Genomic DNA, 22,137 nt, shown 5'->3' on the forward strand with positions numbered 1-22,137 from the left:
TTATTTATTATCGTTTTTTAATATCTCAACTGCTTCAAGTTTCCAAGCTACCAGTTTAGCTTTATTTCCAGCCGTACCGAGGTAGGCAGTCAAAACTGTTAATTCGGATTCGGTATCAATTCTTGCGATCTGTGCGAAAGTATAGATTCCGATTTCATTCATTTTAGACTCTACTACTGGCCCAAGACCTGCAAGTTCTTTTAAGTCGTCTTTCTGTTCTGGTGTTACCGCACCCAAACTAGCTACTAGGGCATTTAATTCCGTGTTTTCAGCCGAACCTGTTTTCTTCTCGATATCTTCTTTTGCAGGTGTTGCTGAAGATTTAGCTTTCATCTTAACATCAGCTAAATGCTGTTCCTCAACAGAAAACGCAGGTGTTTTAGCATCTCCATCTTTATAAGATTGTCCTGAAGATTTCAGAATAGTTTTTACCTCATTAAGCGCAAGAACAGGGAAATAACGCGTAAACAGTAAGAAGAACACAAAAAATAGTCCTATAGTACCTACAAAGATACCAATATCAATGTGTGTTGGATAGAACATACTCCATGAAGATGGTAAATAATCTCTGTGAAGCGTAGTTCCGATAATTACAAAACGCTCAAACCACATTCCTATATTAACTACAATCGCAATAATGAAGGTAAATGTTAAACTTGTTCGTAATTTTTTGAACCACATCAATTGAGGCGACACAACGTTACAAGTCATCATTGCCCAATAAGCCCACCAGTAAGGACCAGTTGCTCTATTGATAAAAGCATACGCTTCATACTCAACACCTGAGTACCAAGAAACAAACAGCTCTGTTAAATAGGCAACTCCTACTATAGAACCTGTAGCCATAATTACGATATTCATATATTCAATATGTTTTGTATGAATATATGCCTCTAAATTGTATGCCTTTCTCATTACAAGCATCAAAGTTTGAACCATTGCGAATCCAGAAAAAACAGCACCTGCAACGAAATATGGAGGGAAAATTGTAGTATGCCAACCTGGTATTACAGAAGTAGCGAAGTCAAAGGATACAATAGAGTGAACTGAGAATACAAGTGGAGTAGCTAAACCAGCCAATACAAGTGATACCATTTCAAAGCGAGACCATTGTTTTGCACGGCCTGACCATCCAAAAGATAACATTCCGTACATCTTTTTTGCTAATGGTTTTTTCGCTCTATCTCTAATGGTTGCAAAATCCGGAATTAATCCAATATACCAAAACACCAAAGATACTGATAGGTAAGTGGAAATTGCAAAAACGTCCCAAAGTAAAGGTGAGTTAAAGTTGGGCCATAAGGAACCAAATTGGTTGGGAAGTGGCATTACCCAGTAAGCAACCCATATACGTCCCATGTGAATTAATGGAAACATACCAGCCATAAATACGGCAAAAATGGTCATTGCCTCCGCAGAACGGTTAATTGCCATTCTCCATTTTTGACGGAAAAGTAAAAGTACAGCAGAAATAAGTGTTCCCGCGTGTCCGATACCTACCCACCATACGAAGTTGGTAATATCCCAAGCCCAGTTAATGGTTTTATTTAATCCCCATGTACCAATACCTGTACCAAGGAGATAAAGAATACATCCCACACCATAAACTCCAATAATAGCAGCGATGGCAAAAAGAATATACCACGTTTTTGGTGCTTTCCCCTCGATTGGTTTACAAACATCCTCAGTTACTTCATGAAAGGTTTTGTGACCTAAAACTAAGGGTTCTCTAATAGTTGCTTCCTTATGCATTACAATATATTTATTGTTTTAATACTTCTAATTCAATTAATGACTGTTCTCTGCTTCTTCTTTGTTGTGTTCAACTGTATGTTCCTTATCTAGTTGAATACTTGCTAAGAGATCATTTTCCTCATTACGTACTTTTACCTTGTACCACATGTTTGGCTTAACACCGATTTCTTCTAATGCTTGGTAAGAACGTTTGTGATCTGCTGATCTTCTTATTTTAGAATTTGGATCATTCCAATCTCCAACGATAATTGCATTTGATGGACAAGCATCACCACAAGCTGTAGTAACATCACCATCCTCTACTGGACGTTGGTCTTTTTTGGCTGTCAACTTACCTTCTTGAATTCGCTGAACACAGAAAGAACATTTTTCCATAACACCACGTGTTCTCACCGTTACATCTGGATTAAGTACCATACGTCCTAACTCGTCTTGCGCTGGGTTAACTTCACCAAACTTCTTATAAGATGGATAGTTGAACCAGTTGAAACGTCTTACTTTATATGGACAGTTGTTTGCACAGTAACGTGTTCCGATACAACGGTTATAAGCCATTTGGTTTAAACCTTCATTAGAATGAGTTGTTGCCGAAACAGGACAAACTGTTTCACACGGTGCATGATTACAATGGTGGCACATCATTGGTTGATGAATCACCTTTGGATTTTCAGCAGCAATTTCTAATTGCTTGTAACTAAAGTCATCTTTATCTTTTCTTTGACCAACAGTAGCCTCATCATCAGAAGCATAGTAACGATCAATACGCAACCAATGCATTTCACGTCCTCTTCTCACTTCATCCTTACCAACAACAGGAACGTTGTTTTCAGCCTGACAAGCGACTAAACATGAACCACAACCAATACAGGCATTAAGGTCAATTGTCATACCCCAACGATGTCCAACATTTTCTACTGGATGATCATCCCAAAGATTAAACTCTTCTAATGGAGCCTCGACATGGTGGCCATTTTTATCTATTTTTTGTAATGTCCAATCAGGATTATATGCATCTTTAGAATGATTTGCATAAGTATCCAAAGTAGTTTCTCTTACAATAGAGTTTCTTGCCATCACTGTTCTGTGAATCTGAGTGGTAGCAATTAAATAATTTGTGTTTTTATTTTCAATTGATCCTGGTGCGCTGTACTCCATAACACCATTAGCCGTTTGAATCATTCTGAAGGCATTCTTACCAATTGGTTTTGGGTTTCCGTTTTCATCGGTATGTAAACCACCGTACTCTTTGGTTTGGAAAGCTGCTTTACCAATATTTTCTCCACCTTCACCTCGACCATAACCTAAAGCGATTCCAACTGTTCCTGGAGCTTGTCCTGGTGATGGGAATACAGGTAATTCATAGGTAACTTCACCTACAGTGATTGAAGCAAGTGTACATCCGTGCTCTTGGTCAATATGCTCATTGTACCCCTGTTCTTCCATAACAGTAGGATTCATGGTAATATAGTTATCCCATGTAACTTTTGTAATTGGATCTGGAGTTTCTTGTAACCAAGGGTTAGCGGCTTGATCTCCTCTCCCTATTGCTGATTTTTGATATAAAACAACTTCTAAATCTCCACCTTTTGGTAATTGTTTTGAAATCTTACCAAAAGCACTGTCATCAAAATTTGGTTTAGATGGTGCAGGAGTAGATTTTGAATATACTGAATTATGGATTGTCGTATTCCAAAATTCATCAAAATTCGTTGCGCCTTCAAAAGATTTTCCTGACCAATTTTCTTTTATAAAGTTGAAGAATACGCGACTATCTTTTCCTTCTCGTTCAGCTTTTCCTGCCCATACCAAGAAAGATTCTTGCGCAGCAACAGTATCGTACAATGGACGAATCGTAGGTTGTGCTAGAGAAAATTCATTTGCTTTGGGGGAAAAATCATTCCATGCCTCTAAAGCGTGGTGGTCTGGAACAACATACTTACATTTTGCAGCAGTTTCGTCCATTACACTCGCCGTTGAGATAGTTAAAGCTGTATTCGAAAGTGCTTCAGCTAAAGCAACGCCGTTAGGTGCAGTATAAACAGGGTTAACACCATAAAAGATAACAGCATCAGGACCCTTTTTAGCAAGGACATCAGATACAAACTTCATCATTTTATCATCTTCTGAAGCAAACATCTGAACTGGATTGTTCACGTTGATCGTACTCGAATAAGCTCCAATTAAATGGTTTAACTTATTTACTAAAACCTGAACTCCCGTATTATTAGATCCAGAAACAACTAATCCGTTTCCTTTCTTTAAATCTTTTGCAATTTTGGTAATATTTTCACTTCCTATTCTCTCAGGAACAGAAGCTGATACACCGTTGGCACTTCCTCCTACTTCTTTAATCAATGCAGCTAGAATTCCTGCTTCCTCTGATGGTTTCATCATCAATCGAACATCAGCATTTGTACCAGTAATTGACATGTTTGCCTCTACTTGATAATGCTTGCTCATCCAATCTCCATCTGGATCTCTTCGCTGACTGTATTGACTAGCATACTGCGTTGACATCAACCAAGTACTTAGGAAGTCGGCACCAAAACTAACGATTGTTTTTGCTTTTGAGAAATCATAATCTGGTATCATTGATTTACCAAAAGATAATTCATTTGCTTTCCTTATTCCTGCATAAGAAACAGAGTCGTATTGTATATGTTCAAAAGATGCACCTGTATTAGAATTTGATTGAACTGACTCTTCAGTTTCTTCATTAATTCCTAATGCATTTTCAATATTATCAACAGTTGTACCTATAAAACCTTTATCTTTTCCACTATCAACATTTGATGGTGTGGTCGTTCTTCCAGTAATTGATTTTTCTAATTCCTGAACAGCTTTATAAGACGAAGGTGATGCTAAAGTGTTAGACACCAAAACAACCTTTCCTCCTTTTTGTTTTATTTTATTTAACTCAGCTTTAATCTCTGAATCCGCATCAGCAGTGGAAATTCCTTGTCCGTCTTTAAAAGCATATTGTAATCTTGCTTCATTATATAAAGAAAGAACAGAAGCAATAATTTGTGGCGTTACACTTCCATTAGTAAATCCAAAATCTTTATTTCCTTTAATATAAATTGGTCTTCCTTCTCTTGTTTTTACAAGAATGTTCGCGTAAGCGTTTCCATCGTAATAAGTTGATGCGTACCAAGTTGCAACACCAGGTGTTACATCAACTGGTTTGTTTACATAAGGAATAGCCTTCGTTACAGGAGCTTCACACGCTGCAATTGTAGCAGCAGCAACGCTAAATCCTAAGAATTTCAGAAAATCCCTTCTTGGTGTGGATGATTCACTTAGCTTGTCATCAGCTAAGAATTCATCAACACTTACTACATCTTGACCAAATTCATTATCTCTTTTCTCTAGAAACTCAGGAGTTTCATTCAATTCATCGAGACCTTTCCAATATTTTTTGCCCATTGCCCTATATTATTTAGCTATCAACTTTCAATTAAATTAGTAATGACACTTAGCACATTCCCATCCGCCAAGCTCATCTACGGTTACCTTACCATCTTCTAGATATTCTTCGTAAAGTGTTTCATCGTTTTCTAATAAACGTTTATGAATTTCATCATAATATCCGCCTTTCCCTTCAATAGGTCCAGAAGAAACTTCTTTTACACCATGACATTCAATACACCAACCCATTGTTAATGTAGCTTTAGTCAATTGTATGTTACCTTCAATTTTGTTTAATTCTTCTACAGGAACTACTCTCGGCAATTCTTTTTGCTTAGTCATATCCCCGTGACATTGTTTACAATCAATTCCACCAACCTCTACGTGTTGAGAGTGATTAAAGTAAACGTGATCTGGAAGTTGGTGTACTTTGTTCCAAACAATATTCTCTGTTTCTCCACTGTATTTACCACCACCTTCTGGAGAGAATCCAGCTGATTTATAAATCTTTTTAATTTTTTCAACTTGATCTCCTTCTCCTTGAATTTGTTTGTGACAGTTCATACAAACATTCGTTGTCGGAATACCAGCTGATTTAGACTTATTTGCTGAGTTGTGACAATACTTACAGTCAATACCGTTTATTCCAGCGTGCTTATCATGAGGAAATGCAATTGGCTGACTCGGTTGATAACCTGTTACAACACCCACCTGGTTCAACCCTACCAACAACCAAGTTACTCCTGCCATAACAACAACAAGACCAACCATACCGATGTACTTACGGTTTTTAAACATCCATGCTTTGGAGCCTACCTTTATCTCTTTACCTGCATCTTCATCTAATTCCTGTAATTGACGTTTTACGCCACCAACAGAAAATATAACAACTAAGAATACAGCTCCAAGAATATACCAAATCCATCCAAGATCATTTTCTTGCGTATTTGTAGATGCAACCATCTCACCGCCAGCAGCAGATTCACCACCGCCTGCACCTGGCAAAGGTTGCTCATCAACATAATTAAAAATAGCATCAATTTGTTCGTTTGACAAATCTGCAAAAGTGGTCATTGCTGAAGGCGCCCAATCAGCAACTTCTTTTGCATACGGATCTGTTGCAGCAGCAACTTGCCAATTTTTCACCCATTGATAAAGTGAACCTTCCATAGCTCCACCTTCTTCCCATTTTTGACGAACTTCAAATAGTTTAGGACCTGTCATATCCTTGTGCGGTGCGTGACAGGTAGCACATTTTGAATTAAATATTGACTCACCTTCTTGCGCATTCGATGCAAAAGCTGTCAACATAAACAACGTTACTAAAAACGTAAACAACCCCTTATTTCCCATGTTAAACATCTGATTATTAGATATTTTAATTTATAATTTCACAAATTTTTGTGTTAATTCGCAATACTTATCGTTAGCAAATTTAGTAGAATATCCATAGGCAATGACAGTTTCATGACAATAAAAGCTGTTTTGAAATTAATTTAGAACCATTCTAAATACTCAGTTTTTCAATAGCAGATATACTTTTGTTACGAACAAGACAAAAATAAAAGCATAGGAGATTCAGAATCAATTCAAAAAGAATGTTAAAAAATCATTTTTAAAAATAACATCTCTGATTAATCGAAATAATTTGATCAAAAAAATAAAATGTGAATATCTTTTTCTTGATTAATCAACTACTAAATGGCTTGTTTCAGATGAAAACAAAAATCTTATTAACAATAAAGGCTACTGGTCATTAATATCCCATTCCGCATAAGAGCCTTCAGTTTCATATAACTTTATGTTTGCAAGCTTTAATTCTGAAGGTAAAACCGACTGTAAAGTATTTTTAAAATGTAACAGTAGATTTTCACACGTTGGTTGAACGGGAAAATAATAGGTGCGTTGTTCGCCTTTAAGTACATTAATTTTATCGGAATCCTTTTGATTCAATACAAGTGCATGATCGTAAACATCAACAATATTTTCATTTACAATCTTTTTGAGGTCGGAGAAATCACAGACCATTCCATCTTTCGGTGAAGAGTCGTTCTTTTTTACAGCTCCAATAATGGTGACATACAATTTATAAGAATGTCCGTGAATATAACGACAGTTTCCGTCGTAATCATACAGAGCGTGAGCCATCTCAAAAGTAAATCTTTTTGTTACTCGGATTTTTTCTTCATTCATTTATAAATTTTTTAAAATTAAAAACCAATTGAACCTAGTTTCAAATGTGTAGATTTTAAAATGATATTATTTATAAAGCAGAGATAAAATCAAGATATATGACTAAAATCATTTAGTCTTTTAGAAAACATAATAATATCACTGTAATGAAAGAAAATGCTTGTCGAGAACTTTACTAGTAGTTAATAAACTACAATATAGAGTATTCTTTTCAACTGGTTGGAATGTGAGATTTGCGAAGGATCTTACCAGCTAACCGTTTATTCAAATGATTAACGTCTTAGATATATTTAATGGTAAAGTATCAGATAGGTATTTTAAAGAATAATGATTATTTTCTAAAAGTTGTTATATCGCACTATTAAAATTGACGTTTATCATTAACTTATCATTTTAAAATCTACACATTTGTAAAAAATAAAGCATTATGAAAAGAGCATTTTATTATACACTTCTATTTACTGGTCTTATAAGTTTCTTTACAAGTTATAGTTTTGGTCAATTTGAACTTACAGGCCAATATAAGGCAAGAGCTGAGTTTGCCAATGGTTACCAAAGACCTTTGATGAATAATCAGGATCCCGGTTTTTTTATTGCTCAAAGAGCTCGTTTGGGAGGAATCTACACACATGAACGTTTTCAATTTAATGTAACAGTTCAAGATGTAAGGACATGGGGGAATACTTCTCATTTAGCCATTGATGATAACGGACTTTTATCTGTCTATGAAGCTAATGTGTCCTTATTTTTAAATAAAAAATGGGCCATAAAAGTAGGTCGTCAACCAATTTCGTATGATAACCAACGTATTTTCGGAGGATTAGATTGGGCAATGCAAGGAAGGCGACACGACGCTGCACTTATTCAGTTTAGAGACAGCAGTTGGAGTTTAGATGTAGGAGCAGCCTATAATCAAGACCGCCCATCCAATCACCAGATTTTTTATACCGTAAATAATTATAAAACCTTCCAATATGTTTGGGCGAATAAGAAATGGACCAATTTTGAGGCAAGTCTGCTCGCATTAAACAACGGAATTGACCAGTTTTATACAGAAGATAGCATTCAAAAAAGTAGAACTAATTTTTCACAGACTATTGGAACCCAACTTAGTTATAAACGTTCTAAGTTTGACATCACCGCTTACGGTTATTATCAAATGGGATTTGCAGCAAACCATCAAACACTAAGTGCTTACAATGCAAGTCTTGCAGGAACGTATAAACCAAATAAAAAATGGAGATTCACACTTGGAGGAGAACTTCTTTCAGGAACATCACAAGAAGCTACTGTTAATGATAAAAACAGATCGTTCACACCACTATTTGGTACCAATCATGGATTTAATGGATTTATGGATTACTTCTATGTTGGGAACCATGGAAATAACGTAGGATTAATCGATGGTTATTTAAAAGCTAAATATACCAAAGGGAAATACACTTTTGCTTTAGCAAACCACTTATTCTTTACTGAATCTGATGTTAGAATACCAGGAATACCGCTAATGCCTGGTTTCGTAGCAATGGATCCTTTCTTAGGCTATGAAATTGATTTCACTTTTAAATATCAATTTGTGGATGAAGTAAGCATTCAAGCCGGATACTCTCATATGTTTGGAACATCAACTATGCGGGAAGTGAAAATGGTGGACGACGACGATACAAGTGGTTGGGCTTATGTAATGTTAACTGTGAAACCGTTCAAAAACTTTAAGCCTTTTGAAAAGAAATAGTATTTATTAAGATTACCTAGATCTAAATAAAGTTTCGGCCTTCTTCTAATTGTTTGAAGAAGGCTTTTTTGATCAAAAAATTGAACAGATTAAAATATAGAGATTTAAAATTTACAATTATAAATCCTCCCCCTGTATCTTCATCCAAAGGAGGAAGTGCCACGATCAACATTGTCCGTAACAATAAGACTTTTATATCAACCGATATAATCGTTTAAAAAAAAGCGACTTAAGATTAACTCCTCCCCGAGAGGGAATTAACCCGAATTATTCACCAATCTTAAAGTTTAAGAGTATTAACATCTGTAAGTCAGTATTTTAACTGTATTTCCTGTAAAATTTGAGAAACCCATTTTTGGGTATTTGTGTATTTGTAAGATTTTGATTTAATTTTGATCTATTCGTCGTTACAAGCCCCGCGAAATATACATATATTACTTTAGGTCTTGTGCCTAGAATAGATTTAAAATTAAATGCATGAATAATCCGGGTTAAGGAAAAGGGAAAATACAATTGAAGCAAAAATAAACTAGTTGTGTTTTATTCAATCAAACAAAGTGGTACCAGACATTAACTTATTAAAGTCAGGAATGCTTATTTCCTTTTTATTTAGTTCTAAATATCCTTCCTTTTCCATTTTTGCAAGCGTACGAATTGTTGTTTCTTGCGTTGTACCAGCTAAACTTGCTATTTCAGCTCTTGATAATTTTATATTGATTGTTTTTCCATCTTCTTTATAACCGTAGGTATTGACCAATAAAACAAGTGATTCTGCAATTCGTTCTTGAACAGATTTTTGAGATAATCCCAAAATACTTTCTTCTGCTGTTTTTAAATCGTCGCCTAATAAATTAATGATATTCTTTGAAAAATGTCGGTTTTTATCAACCATAGATAAAAATGTATTCTTAAGAATTAAGCATACATAGACATCTTCAATAGCAATAGCACTGGCTTGATAAGGTTCTTGATTTAAAAGAGAACGATAACCGATGATATCCCCTGGTTTAGAAAACCTTAAGATCTGTTCTTTACCGTCCTTACCCATCTTCGTTAGTTTTACTTTTCCTTTGTAAAGACAGTAAAGTCCAACAGTATATGCACCAGATTTAAACAAGTACTCACCTTTTTTAATTGTTAGGTGTTTTTTATCTTGACCTATTTCAGCCTTAACACCAGGAGAGAACGCACAAAAAAATCCTTCTTGTATTTCACAGTCTTGACAACTTGGAAACGATATATCTTTCATGACAGTCTCATTTTAAAACATTAACGAAATTAGCTAATTAAGACATAAACATCTTAAAATAAGATATGAGATAAATCAGTTTTTAAATAAGAAGGCCTTTACATCGGTATAATCAGCATAGATAGTCAGTGTAACACCTACTTTACTGAAACTGGGTTCTTATTATCATCAACAGCAACCATGGTAAATGAACCAAATACGGCTTGCTCCCTTTTGTGGGAATACATTTCTTCAACAAATATTTCAACACAAACCACTATACTCGTTCTTCCTACTTTTTCAATATTCGCAACGAGTTCAACCAAAGTACCGCTAGGTATGGGTTTCTTAAAATCTACACGATCAGAGCTAACCGTAACAACTTTTTGACGTGAAAATCGGGTTGCACAGATAAAGGCAACTTCATCCATCATTTGTAATGCGGTACCACCAAATAGAGTGTCATAATGATTAGTTGTATTTGGAAAAACTGCTTTAAAAATTCGTGTTTCAGCGTCTTTTTTACGTTGTTCAAGATTCATATTCATTGGTCATTATTTCTGAGGCGATCCTATTTTTACTTTCGAGATCTGCTTCTTGTTTTGAAGGATATTTTGCTGGAAAAATTTTAAAATATAAAAAACTCACTAAAGCTGCTCCAATATCGGCAATAGGAAATGACATCCAAATACCTGATAATCCAAAATATAAAGGCAATAATAAAACCAAGGGGATAAGAAAGATCCCTTGTTTGGTTAAAGCTAAAAACAAAGCAGCTCCAGCTTTTCCTATAGCTTGGAAGTAGGCACTTATAATTAAACTTACCGCCAATAATGGAGTGGCAAGAAAAACAGTTCGAATAACAGGCGAGGTTTCACGTATTAATTCTAAATCGTTGGTAAAAAGACGAGGTATTTCTGAAGACAAACTCATCAAAATGATAAAAATTAGAAGCGAAAATGCAGAAGCCCAACCAATTGATAATTTAATGATTTTTTCCACTCGTTCTTTTAATCGAGCACCAAAATTATATCCTACAATAGGAACAAAACCTTGGGTGATTCCTAAAACAGGGAAATTAGCAAACATCAAAATTCGGTTTACAATTCCATATACTGATAAACCCTGTTCACCCCCGTAATAAAACAAAGAATTGTTGAGCACGATAGCCAGAATACTAATAACTCCTTGTCTAGCTAAAGTAACCAAACCTAAAGCACTGATTTCTTTTATTAAGGGAAAAGAGGGAATACAATATTCTAATGATATTCTCAGCATTGATTTACCAAAAACAAAGTGAGATAATGTAAAAGCAGCACTCCCAATATAAGATAGCGTTGTTGCCCATGCCGCTCCTTCAATACCTAAATCGAGCAAAATAATAAATATAGGATCTAAAATTATATTTAAAATTGCGGGAATTATCATTGCAAACATTGCTACTCTCGGATACCCTTCAGCACGAATAACATTGTTACTCATCATTGACCAAGCGAGGAATGGCACGCCGATTAACAGAATGTTAAAATAAGCTATCGCAGGTCCTTCAACATCTCCCATCCCGCCAAAGACATGAATGATTTCATCAGTATATATCGCACCAAGAACGACAAATAAGAGTGCTAACGTAATGGTCATCATTACTTGATGTCCAAAAGTTTTAAAAGCTTTACTTTGATTTTTATTTCCTAATGCACGGGAAAGAACTGATGAACCTCCTACACCAATTGCCATTCCGATACTAGAGATAAGAAAAGTAATCGGTAAAACAACAGTAATGGCTCCAATTGCATCTGCACCAACAAAATTCCCTACATATATTGTATCAACGATGGCATAAATAGACATTGTTAATATACCCACAGATGCTGGAATGGCTTGTCCTGCCAATAACTTACCCAAAGGTGCTTTTCCAAACTTTTCTGTCGACTTCATATTTTACACTAACATTCACTAAAAAGAAATGTTGTGAAGATAGTTTTTTATTTTAAAAAGAAAACAGGAAAACAAAATCAAAGAATTGGTGTCAAAATGGTTTAGATAATTAACCGTTTTAAAAAACAAACAAGACTAAATATCCGAATCTTTCTTCTAACTATTAATTATCAGACTAGAAAACCTTTTACGTTGAAGATCTGCAGAAAATTTTGGATGTGATTGAAGCGCTTTTTTATAGGCTTGATGATGGGTAAAAAACTTTGTTAAAGTTTCGCTAACATTTGCTAAGTCATAGAATAAACATCCTTTACTAAAATCTTCCCAATATGCATATTGTTGGTGAATTAACATGGGGATCGAATAAGAAAAAGCCACGTTAATCGCCCCAGAAATCTGCCTGTTGAAATATTCATCTGCACTTGGTGTATGGGGATGAACTAACGGAAGTATTAAATCTGTATTTTGTAAGTAGGCATCAAAAAGCTCTTCCGAGATGAAGGAATCAAAGAGTTTTACTTGATCGAAAAGTTGATTTTCTTTTAACTTTTCAATAAAATCAACAACTTCAGTATTTTTAACATCGCTTTTACCTAAAAAAACAAAGGATATGTCCTTGTTAGCCTGCTTAGCGATATTAATGAATCCGTCAAGGTCTTTTCTTCGATTTTCTACCCCACCAATTATAGTTACACGCCACTTCCTTGTTTTTTCAATCCTTTCGTCAAAGTTTGGATAATCTAAAGGGTAAAAACTATTAATTGTTAAATGTTTTTGTTCTGGTATTTTGGCTAATAAAGTGTCATTTAGAACAAAGTAATTTTTTATTTTTAATGAGATAATTTTTTGGGTAAAACTATTCGGTATTTTCTTTATGGTATGTAAAATTCCATAAAACTTTATGGGTGAAAACAAACTAATCAACATAAGGTTTCTAATGTGTCCACCTTGTGCAGTATTACATATCACTTTACTGATGCCTTTTTGTTTGAGTTGTTTTTTCAAACGAACCATTGCATTAACATCAGCACGTGTTTTACCTGAAAGTTCAACTTTATAAAAACCATCGAACAATGATTTGAAGTAAGTATTTCGTAAATAAATTTCTTCATTTCCAAAAAAATAAACTTCACAACCTTGTTCCTTTAAGCCGAGTACCTGACTAAGAATGCACTCATCGTGACTTCCACCAATTTCAATTATGGCAATTCTTTGTTTTGACAATCAATGTGTTTTATAAAGTGATAAATCTGTAACGAAATTACGAAAATAAGTATAAATTGGGATTGTATACATCACCATAATTTTAAAATACTCATAAGGAACTTTAATAATTTAATCTGTTATACGTTTTTGGTTAGTTGATTTTTTAGAAATCATTTTTTGAATAAATAAATTACTTGGAATGGTGATTAAGCCGCCCTCTTTATTTTTTATGGTAACGAAGAAGATTCCTATATCGTTTATGGTACCTTTTACAGGATGATCTATATCGAATACTTCTATTTCATCTCCCATTTTTGCAGGATGATTGAAAAAAATAATTAACGTGGCCGTAATGTTTGAAATAATTGACCATTGAGCAAAAAACGCAATTCCAAGAACAGTAAGAATAGAAGTTATAAATAACATTAGCTCTGATTGTTCTACACCCCAAATTAAAAGGATTAATGTTAACGCTGTGGTGATTAAAATGAGATTAATGATTTTACCAACGATATTAACTCTTGATGCTGATTTTGAAAATTTTAAAGCTGCTTTTATGGTCGCTTTTTTTGTTAGATATTTTAAAACAAAGTGAATAACAAGAATAACTATTGTTTCGATAAGATGTAGATAATATTCTTCCATACGAACGTTTTTTAAATGTTACAACAAAAGTATAGTTCTTTGAAGGAAAAACAACTGTATTTAAAGCGTAAATAAAGCATAATTTCCATTGTGTTTATTTTCATGCTGTAGCAATACAAGTTTCGTATAGAGGGACGAGAATAATCTAAACAGTTCAAACCAGCCTAATATCTGAAATTATAACTTTCTTAACTGTGACAATTGCAACTTCAATAATAGCCTTATCTCCTTCATATAAAACGTATTAACTAATTGGTTTTAAACAAAAAAAGTTCTAACAAAAATGCTAGAACTTTTTTTACATTAATTATATGTACTACTACTATTATGAAACTAAAGCTTGTTATTTAAACTTCTCCAACCTCCACCATTATATACCTCAAACCCTGCGTTTTTAAGAATACTTTTCGCACTTCCGCTTCTGTTTCCTGAAGCGCAACAGGTTATGATAACTTGGTTTTTCTTTAAACCTTTTAATTTATTATTTAATGATTGCAACGGAATGTTTTTCGATCCTTTTATATGCCCACCTTTAAACTCTTGAGGTGTTCTTACATCAAGAATAAGAGCTCCATTTCTTTTCAATTCTGCGAAATCTATTTTTGGTCCGCCTCCAAATAATCTACTTAAAAACCCCATGCTTATGCGTTTTGCGCTACTTTATAATTTACTTCCATCCAGCCACCGCCGTTCTCACACTCAATTCCGTGAGATTTTAAAAATTGAACCGCTTGGCCACTTCTATTTCCTGAAGCACAGCAAAGAATAGGATTTTCCATTGCTTTAATCTCATCTATTCGGTTGGGAACTTCTTGCAATGGAATGTTTATACTCCCTGCAACATTTCCACCCATAAATTCCATTTCGGAACGTACGTCTATAATTACTCTATTATCGCTCATGTCTTTAATTTTAAGTTTCAATTCTGCAACAAAGTTAAGGACATGTAAAGGGTTTTACAGTTACTTTTGTAACATAACCCCAAGTGAATAGTGAGATAAACACATCATTAACAACCTCCTTTAAATAAAAACACCGCCTCATACTACTGTACAAGACGGTGATTCTGATTAAATTTAGTTTAATTTATAATATCAAAATTCAAATACTTTTCAAGTACTTTTGGTATTTCAATTCCTTCAGGAGTCTGATAATTTTCAAGCAATGCTGCTAAAACCCTTGGCAATGCCAGTGCACTTCCGTTTAATGTATGACACAATTGCGTTTTTTTGTTTTCATTCCTGAAGCGTAATTTCAAACGATTTGCTTGGAAAGTTTCAAACAACGAAACAGAACTTACTTCTAACCATTTTTCTTGTGCTGCTGAGAATACTTCAAAATCATACGTAATTGCAGAAGTAAACCCTAAATCTCCACCGCAAAGCCTTAAAATTCGGTAGTGTAAACCTAGTTTTTCAAGCAGCCCTTTTACGTGGTTTACCATTTCTTCAAGCGCTTTTTCAGAATGATCAGGGTGTTCAATACGTACCAATTCAACCTTATCAAATTGATGCAAACGGTTTAATCCACGCACATCACTTCCATAAGAACCCGCTTCTCTTCTAAAATTGGGCGTATACCCTGTCATTTTAATTGAAAAGTCTTCTTTTGGTAGAATGACATCACGGTAGATATTGGTTAGCGGAACTTCTGATGTAGGAATTAAAAATAGATTGTCCTTAGTTGCATGATACATTTGACCTTCTTTATCTGGTAATTGACCTGTTCCAATACCACTATCTTCATTCACCAATAATGGTGGAATATATTCAGTGTATCCAGCATTTTCAGACTCATCTAAGAAAAAGTTGATTAATGCACGTTGTAATTTTGCTCCTTTACCTTTATAAAAGGGAAAACCAGTTCCAGTTACCTTAACACCTAATTCAAAATCGATAATATCATACTTTTTGGCCAATTCCCAGTGTGGCAAAGGTGTACCGGTAAACTTAACTTTTTGTCCAACCTCTTCAACAGTTACATTATCATCTTCGGATTTACCAGCAGGTACAATATCTTTTGGAACATTAGGAACTTCATATAAGAGTTCTTGAATTTTATCCTCTAGTTGAGCAACCTCTTCTTTAAGTGTTTGTTCCTGTTTTTTTAATTGTGCAGTTTTTTCTTTAGCTGTGTTCGCCTCATCTTTTTTTCCTGCTCCCATTAGTTTTCCAATCTCTTTTGAGATTTTATTACTTTCGGATTGTACGGATTCCATTTCCGTTTTTTTTGCGCGCCATGATTCATCAAGCGCAGTAATTTCGTTCAACTGCGTGCTAAAATCAACGCCACGTTTTTTTAACCCTTCAATAAGGATTTCTTTTTCTGCTCTAATCCGTGTAATTTCCAACATAATGTATCAATTTAGAAAGCGCAAATTTAATAGTTATTGCGTGATTAAGGTAGGAGTGTTAAAGAATTCTTTTTTTAGAAGCGTTTTTTACTTCATCTGTTCGCTTCTTCTGATTAAGATTTTAGTAGGAAAATAAGAAACAATAAATCCTAAAACACATACAGAAAAGAAAATCATAAAAGCATCACTCCAGGTAGTTACCAATGGAAAGCTCTCGCTTGGTGCACTAGGCATAGAAATGATTCCTGTTAATATCTGAAAGAAAGCCACCGCATAACCAATCAATAAACCGAATATTACACCACGACCCACAATCATTAACCCTTCAAAAAAGAAGATATTAAAAATTGTTTTACGATTTGCTCCCATACTAAACAAAGTAGAAATATCGGCTTTTTTCTCTACAAACAACATCGCTATCGAAGCAATAAGATTAAACGAAGCAAGTATAAAAATGAAAACCAAAATAAAATATACGATTAAACGTTCGGACTGACTTGTTTTAAAAATTAACTCGTTTTTTTCGAAGCTTGTTTTCACAGTAAAATCTTCACCTACTAAAGATTGAATTTCTTTTTTTACATTGTTTAGTTGAGCTTTGGGATCCACTGCAATATAAAAAGCAGTTATATCATTACCATATTCTAAAAGCTCATTTGCTAGTTCGTAAGGAACTACAACTTTTTCAGCATTGACTTCACGGTTATAATTCATCCTTGCTGCAACTTCCACAATGCGCACATTTAATGGGTTTTTACCCGGTCGTAATTTTCCTTCACGTAGTGGTACATTGAAAGTTACTTTTTCGTGGACATTATTTGATAATGGAATATACCCACCAAGTTTATCTAATAAATATGCTCCAAAAATAGCTTTTGGTTGATCATCTTGATACAAAATAGCTTGTCCATCAACAAGATGGTCTTTCATTTTTGACATAGATAGAAAACAAGTATCGACCCCTGTCATTTGGGCGTGTACCCACTTATCTTCATGTTTGAGGATAATCACTTCTTCCAAAGCACGAGATGTATTTATTACGCCTTCAAGACGCTTAATTTGCTCGATATCAACAAATCCTTGATTAAATGTTTTTGCTTGAGCTGATCTTATACTTATGGAAGGATCAAAATCGCTATACAGTTTTACAACCATCTGCTCAATTCCATTAAATGCAGAAAGTAGAATAACTAAAGCAGCGGTAGAAATTGTAATTCCAACTACACTAATAATTGAAATTAGATTAATTACATTCCTAGATTTTTGTGCCTTGAAATATCTTTTTGCTATGAAATAAGCAATATTCATGGCTTACTTTTTTAATAGTTCATCAATTTTTTCGGCGTAATCCAAAGAATCATCAATGTGGAAATCTAAATCGGGAATGTGTCGCATATTTTTAAGTCTACGTCCAACGTCACCACGTATCTTTCCTTTATTGTAGCGAATATGTGTTAACACTTCTTCTTTTGGTGGTCCTGCAAAAATACTCAAGTAAACACGTGCAAGACTTAAATCTGGCGTTACTCTTACCACAGTTGCTGTAACCATTGCTCCCATGCAAAGCTCACGAGCATTTTTCTGAAATATTTTTGATATTTCTTCTTGAATAACTTTTTCTATCTTATTTTGTCTAATTGAACTCATAGTACAAAAGTAATGATATTTTGAATAGGGTTAACTGAAAAAGGTAGAAGTGATGATTTGAAATGCGGATATCTCCCAAGCTTGAAGAAAGTAATCAATAAGCATGTATAAAAGACATTTGTTGTGAATTAAAACTTGAAATAATCCTATATTTGCCGCTGATGAAACAATTAAAAACAATATTTAAAGCGACATTTATTTATAAAGCCAGAGCAATAGCAACGATTGTCTTTAATCTGCTATTCGTTGTTTTTAATTTATTATCACTCGTTTTATTTGTTCCTTTTCTTCAAGTAATATTTCCTTCCGAAAAGGTAAACATTGTCAAAAAACCTTCATTTGAATATGATGGAATTACCTCTGTAATTGACTTTAGTAAAGACTACTACAATTACTTTATGACTTCAATGGCACAGGAAGACCCCAAACATGCTTTGCTTTTTGTGTGTGTAACGGTTGTAATTGCGTTCTTTTTTAAAAGTCTTTTCCGTTATTTAGCAATTTACCATCAATCTCAGTTGAGAATGGCCGTGGTAAGAGACTACCGAGATCAATTGTTTAAAAAGTCAATGGGGTTGCCGATTTCTTTCTTCACTGAAGAAAAAAAGGGTGACTTGATGTCAAGAATGAACAACGATGTAAATGAAATAGAAACTGCTGTTATCGCTGTTTTAGAACTCGTTTTTCGAGATCCTTTGTCGGTGATAATAACCGTAAGCGTACTTATATACTGGAGTCCAGCGCTTACCTTATTTTCTTTTATCTTACTTCCGCTTTCTGCCTTAATTATTGCACAAATAGGTAAAAGTTTGAAAAGAACTGCAAGTAAAACCCAAAAACAAATGGGCGTTCTGTTTTCCTTTTTAGATGAATACTTAGGAGGAATAAGAATTGTTAAAGCCTTCAACGCCACTGAAGAATCTGTGCGTAAATTTGCATCAATCAACTTACATCATCAAAAACTCACCACAAGGGCATTTAGAAAAAGAGATATTTCTTCGCCCTTAAATGAATTTTTAGGCGCTGTAGTAATGATTGCTATTGTTTGGTTTGGCGGCTCAATGATTTTAGATGGCGCAGCTGCGGATGGATTTACGGGCAAAGAATTCATTGGGTTTATCATTGTATTTTCACAATTGCTTGTTCCTGTTCAAAACATTGCTAAAAACAGTGCGAACCTTAGTAAAGCAAAAGCAAGTCAAGAAAGAATCGAAGAAATACTAAGTACAAAAGAAAAAATAACGAATCCAAAAAATCCAGTCGCAATAAAACCACTCCAATCAGAAATTAAATTTAATAACGTTTCATTCGCTTATCAATCAGAGTCAGTGTTGAAACACCTTAATTTCGAAATTCCAAAAGGAAAAACTATTGCCTTAGTTGGTGAGTCTGGTAGTGGAAAATCAACGATAGCAGATTTACTACCTAGATTTTATGATGTAAATAATGGCTCAATTACCTATGACGGTGTAGATATAACTGGATTTGCACTTGAAGATTTACGAAGTCAGGTGGGAATTGTTAATCAAGAATCCATTTTATTTAACGATACCGTATTTAACAACATTGCATTTGGAATGAGTGATGTTTCTGAGGAAGAAGTAATTAGAGCTGCTAAAATAGCGAATGCTCATGACTTTATCATGTCGATGGATGAAGGGTATCAGACCAATATTGGTGAACGTGGAAATAAATTATCTGGGGGTCAGAAACAACGGGTGAGTATCGCGCGTGCAGTATTAAAGAACCCACCTATAATGATTTTAGATGAAGCAACCTCTGCTTTAGATACAGAAAGTGAAAAACTGGTTCAAGATGCTTTGGATAAGTTAATGAAAAACAGAACATCATTAGTGATTGCTCACCGCTTAAGCACAATTATGAATGCAGATACTATTCTTGTATTAAGTAAAGGAGAAATCATGGAGCGTGGAACTCATGATGAGCTTTTCGCAAAGAAAGGTTTGTATTATAAGTTAAGTACAATGCAAGGGTTGTAAATCAGCATGAGTTGTTTAAACCCTAATTAGTTTCAGTAAAAAAAGAAAAACACTACTAAATCAGAATATTCTGTTCAATAAGAAGTGTAAATTGATTTCTTTTATTGTAAATTTGATATAAAACTTATTATTATGGACGAATTCCCAATTTCCAATATTGTATTCATTGTCATAGCTATATTATTAGTCTATGGTATTTTCTTTTTAGTAAAACAACAAACCTCTGCTATAATCGAGCGATTTGGTAAATTCCAATCGGTGAGAAGTTCTGGATTACAATTAAAAATACCATTGGTAGATAAAGTTGCTGGACGAATAAATTTAAAAATTCAACAATTAGATGTAATTGTTGAAACAAAAACCAAAGATGATGTTTTTGTGCGTTTAAAAGTATCTGTTCAGTTTCAAGTGATGAAAGACAAAGTTTATGACGCTTTTTATAAACTTGAAAATCCACAATCGCAAATCACCTCTTATGTTTTTGATGTAGTGCGTGCGGAAGTTCCAAAAATGATTCTTGATAATGTGTTTGAGCGCAAAGATGACGTAGCAAACGCAGTTAAATCTGAACTAAATGATGCCATGCAAGATTATGGTTATGACATCATAAAAACCCTTGTAACAGATATTGATCCGGATGAACAAGTAAAGACTTCTATGAACCGTATTAACGCGTCAGAACGTGAAAAGGTAGCTGCAGAATTCGAAGCAGAGGCAGAACGAATTAAAATTGTGGCAAAAGCACGTGCAGAGGCAGAAAGCAAGCGTCTTCAAGGACAAGGTATTGCAGATCAAAGAAGAGAGATTGCACGTGGACTTGAGGAAAGTGTTGATGTGTTAAATAATGTTGGAATTAATTCCCAAGAAGCTTCAGCCTTAATTGTAGTAACACAACATTATGATACTTTACAATCGATTGGCGAAGAAACAAATACGAATCTTATTTTACTTCCAAACTCTCCACAAGCTGGAAGTGATATGCTCAACAATATGGTGGCGTCTTTTACAGCGTCGAATCAAATTGGTGAAGCCATGAAAAAGGCAGAGGCCGAAAAGAAAAATAAGAAAGAAGATAATTAAATATTGAAATTAATAAAGTGTACTCATAAAAGAGACCTTCTCATGCGAAGGTCTCTTTTGTCATTTTTACAGCTTTTTTTAAGTTTTTTATGGAATCCTTATTTGCTTTGCATCTCAAGAGTGAACCAAAACATAAAAACATGAAAAAAGCAATAAGTTTAATCGTAACACTAGTGTTTGTTCACTTCGGAATGACGCAAGGATCCTATGGTGATATCCAAGGTAGAATTTTTATAAATCCAGAGAGTGACAAACCCGCAATGTTTGCAAAAGTTTGGGTAGAAAGAGGCGCATCTAAATTTGGTGCTGACACAGATGAAACTGGACGTTTTAAAATCAATGCTGTTCCCACGGGAATGTATGTGCTCAATGTAAATTATTTAGGAGACACCATACAACACAAGGTTTATGCGAATGTACTAACAGATGGAATCGCGTTTTTAAAGCGAATAAATTTTAATGATCAAATCACTGAAACAGTTGAAGTAGACATCGTAGAATATATTGATCCTTTAATAAGCCATGATTTTGGTCAAAACCGTATCAATTCATTAGATATCATGAAAAGTCCTGCAAAAAATGAACTTAAATCATTAATTGCGAGTAGAAACTCAGATATCCAGGTGGCCCCAGATGGTCAAATGATGATTCGTGGCTCTCGAGGGAATGATTTAATTCATTATATCGATGGTGTAAAAACAGGAAAAGTGCAAGGAATTCCAAGTGCAGCTATTGGAGGCGTTACTGTTTACACAAGCGCTATACCTGCAAAATATGGTGACACTACAGGTGGTGTTATAATTATGGAAACAAAGAGTTATTATGATTTGTGGAGGGCTTGGAAAATTAGAAAAAGTAAAGAAGAGTTTTAAAAAAATTCAAATTTACAATATTAGACGTAGTTAAAAACTGCGTCTAATTGTGTTTTAGCGGAAAAAATTAAAGGTATAAA

18 protein-coding genes are annotated in these 22,137 nt (G+C 34.3%); 4 read left to right on the forward strand and 14 right to left on the reverse strand.

What is annotated here, in order from left to right; all coding sequences use genetic code 11:
- From nrfD to CW751_RS01455, 4 genes are all read right to left on the reverse strand, one after another.
- Positions 1 to 1,758: an NrfD/PsrC family molybdoenzyme membrane anchor subunit gene (gene nrfD, locus CW751_RS01440; protein ID WP_165779200.1), complete on the reverse strand. Its 1,758-nt coding sequence runs from the start codon at positions 1,756 to 1,758 to the stop codon at positions 1 to 3.
- Positions 1,759 to 1,788: 30 nt separating this feature from the next.
- Positions 1,789 to 5,181, reverse strand: a complete 3,393-nt coding sequence (locus CW751_RS01445; protein WP_101333175.1) for a TAT-variant-translocated molybdopterin oxidoreductase — start codon at positions 5,179 to 5,181, stop codon at positions 1,789 to 1,791.
- A gap of 36 nt (positions 5,182 to 5,217) precedes the next feature.
- Positions 5,218 to 6,516, reverse strand: a complete 1,299-nt coding sequence (locus CW751_RS01450; RefSeq protein ID WP_165779185.1) for a cytochrome c3 family protein — start codon at positions 6,514 to 6,516, stop codon at positions 5,218 to 5,220.
- 393 nt (positions 6,517 to 6,909) lie between these two features.
- Positions 6,910 to 7,356 (reverse strand): 6-pyruvoyl trahydropterin synthase family protein, encoded by a 447-nt coding sequence (locus tag CW751_RS01455; protein ID WP_101333177.1) that lies wholly within the window; start codon positions 7,354 to 7,356, stop codon positions 6,910 to 6,912.
- 427 nt (positions 7,357 to 7,783) lie between these two features.
- On the opposite strand from CW751_RS01455, the gene CW751_RS01460 reads away from it, so the two are divergent.
- Positions 7,784 to 9,091, forward strand: a complete 1,308-nt coding sequence (locus CW751_RS01460; RefSeq protein ID WP_101333178.1) for an alginate export family protein — start codon at positions 7,784 to 7,786, stop codon at positions 9,089 to 9,091.
- 544 nt (positions 9,092 to 9,635) lie between these two features.
- Here CW751_RS01460 and CW751_RS01465 read toward each other — a convergent pair.
- From CW751_RS01465 to rbfA, 10 genes are all read right to left on the reverse strand, one after another.
- The gene (locus CW751_RS01465; protein WP_101333179.1) at positions 9,636 to 10,340 is read right to left on the reverse strand and encodes a Crp/Fnr family transcriptional regulator; all 705 of its coding nucleotides are present in this window, start codon (positions 10,338 to 10,340) and stop codon (positions 9,636 to 9,638) included.
- Positions 10,341 to 10,477: 137 nt separating this feature from the next.
- Positions 10,478 to 10,861, reverse strand: a complete 384-nt coding sequence (locus CW751_RS01470) for an acyl-CoA thioesterase (protein WP_101333517.1) — start codon at positions 10,859 to 10,861, stop codon at positions 10,478 to 10,480.
- Positions 10,851 to 12,254, reverse strand: coding sequence for an MATE family efflux transporter (locus CW751_RS01475; protein WP_101333180.1), 1,404 nt, complete (start codon positions 12,252 to 12,254; stop codon positions 10,851 to 10,853). The genes CW751_RS01470 and CW751_RS01475 overlap by 11 nt, the downstream gene beginning before the upstream one ends.
- 156 nt (positions 12,255 to 12,410) lie before the next feature.
- The gene (locus CW751_RS01480; RefSeq protein WP_101333181.1) at positions 12,411 to 13,478 is read right to left on the reverse strand and encodes a hypothetical protein; all 1,068 of its coding nucleotides are present in this window, start codon (positions 13,476 to 13,478) and stop codon (positions 12,411 to 12,413) included.
- Positions 13,479 to 13,589: 111 nt separating this feature from the next.
- The gene (locus CW751_RS01485) at positions 13,590 to 14,105 is read right to left on the reverse strand and encodes a mechanosensitive ion channel domain-containing protein (protein WP_101333182.1); all 516 of its coding nucleotides are present in this window, start codon (positions 14,103 to 14,105) and stop codon (positions 13,590 to 13,592) included.
- Between the two features lie 333 nt (positions 14,106 to 14,438).
- Positions 14,439 to 14,744 carry a rhodanese-like domain-containing protein gene (locus CW751_RS01490; protein WP_101333183.1) on the reverse strand — a complete coding sequence of 102 codons (306 nt, stop codon included), beginning with the start codon at positions 14,742 to 14,744 and terminating at the stop codon, positions 14,439 to 14,441.
- 2 nt (positions 14,745 to 14,746) lie between these two features.
- The gene (locus tag CW751_RS01495) at positions 14,747 to 15,007 is read right to left on the reverse strand and encodes a rhodanese-like domain-containing protein (protein WP_101333184.1); all 261 of its coding nucleotides are present in this window, start codon (positions 15,005 to 15,007) and stop codon (positions 14,747 to 14,749) included.
- A gap of 179 nt (positions 15,008 to 15,186) precedes the next feature.
- Complete coding sequence (serS, locus tag CW751_RS01500; RefSeq protein ID WP_101333185.1) at positions 15,187 to 16,458, reverse strand: serine--tRNA ligase; 1,272 nt, start codon at positions 16,456 to 16,458, stop codon at positions 15,187 to 15,189.
- Between the two features lie 87 nt (positions 16,459 to 16,545).
- The gene (locus CW751_RS01505) at positions 16,546 to 17,766 is read right to left on the reverse strand and encodes an ABC transporter permease (RefSeq protein WP_101333186.1); all 1,221 of its coding nucleotides are present in this window, start codon (positions 17,764 to 17,766) and stop codon (positions 16,546 to 16,548) included.
- Between the two features lie 3 nt (positions 17,767 to 17,769).
- The gene (rbfA, locus tag CW751_RS01510) at positions 17,770 to 18,105 is read right to left on the reverse strand and encodes a 30S ribosome-binding factor RbfA (protein ID WP_101333187.1); all 336 of its coding nucleotides are present in this window, start codon (positions 18,103 to 18,105) and stop codon (positions 17,770 to 17,772) included.
- A 161-nt stretch (positions 18,106 to 18,266) separates the two neighbouring features.
- Between rbfA and CW751_RS01515 the strand changes: the two genes are divergently transcribed.
- The 3 genes from CW751_RS01515 to CW751_RS01525 all read left to right on the forward strand — a co-directional run bounded on the left by CW751_RS01515 (position 18,267) and on the right by CW751_RS01525 (position 22,057).
- Positions 18,267 to 20,105, forward strand: a complete 1,839-nt coding sequence (locus tag CW751_RS01515) for an ABC transporter ATP-binding protein (RefSeq protein ID WP_101333188.1) — start codon at positions 18,267 to 18,269, stop codon at positions 20,103 to 20,105.
- 132 nt (positions 20,106 to 20,237) lie between these two features.
- Positions 20,238 to 21,185, forward strand: coding sequence for an SPFH domain-containing protein (locus tag CW751_RS01520; protein WP_101333189.1), 948 nt, complete (start codon positions 20,238 to 20,240; stop codon positions 21,183 to 21,185).
- A gap of 140 nt (positions 21,186 to 21,325) precedes the next feature.
- Positions 21,326 to 22,057 (forward strand): carboxypeptidase-like regulatory domain-containing protein, encoded by a 732-nt coding sequence (locus CW751_RS01525; protein ID WP_165779186.1) that lies wholly within the window; start codon positions 21,326 to 21,328, stop codon positions 22,055 to 22,057.
- Positions 22,058 to 22,137: the final 80 nt, after the last annotated feature.

The organism is Brumimicrobium salinarum (assembly GCF_002844555.1).
Taxonomy (GTDB): domain Bacteria; phylum Bacteroidota; class Bacteroidia; order Flavobacteriales_D; family Crocinitomicaceae; genus Brumimicrobium; species Brumimicrobium salinarum.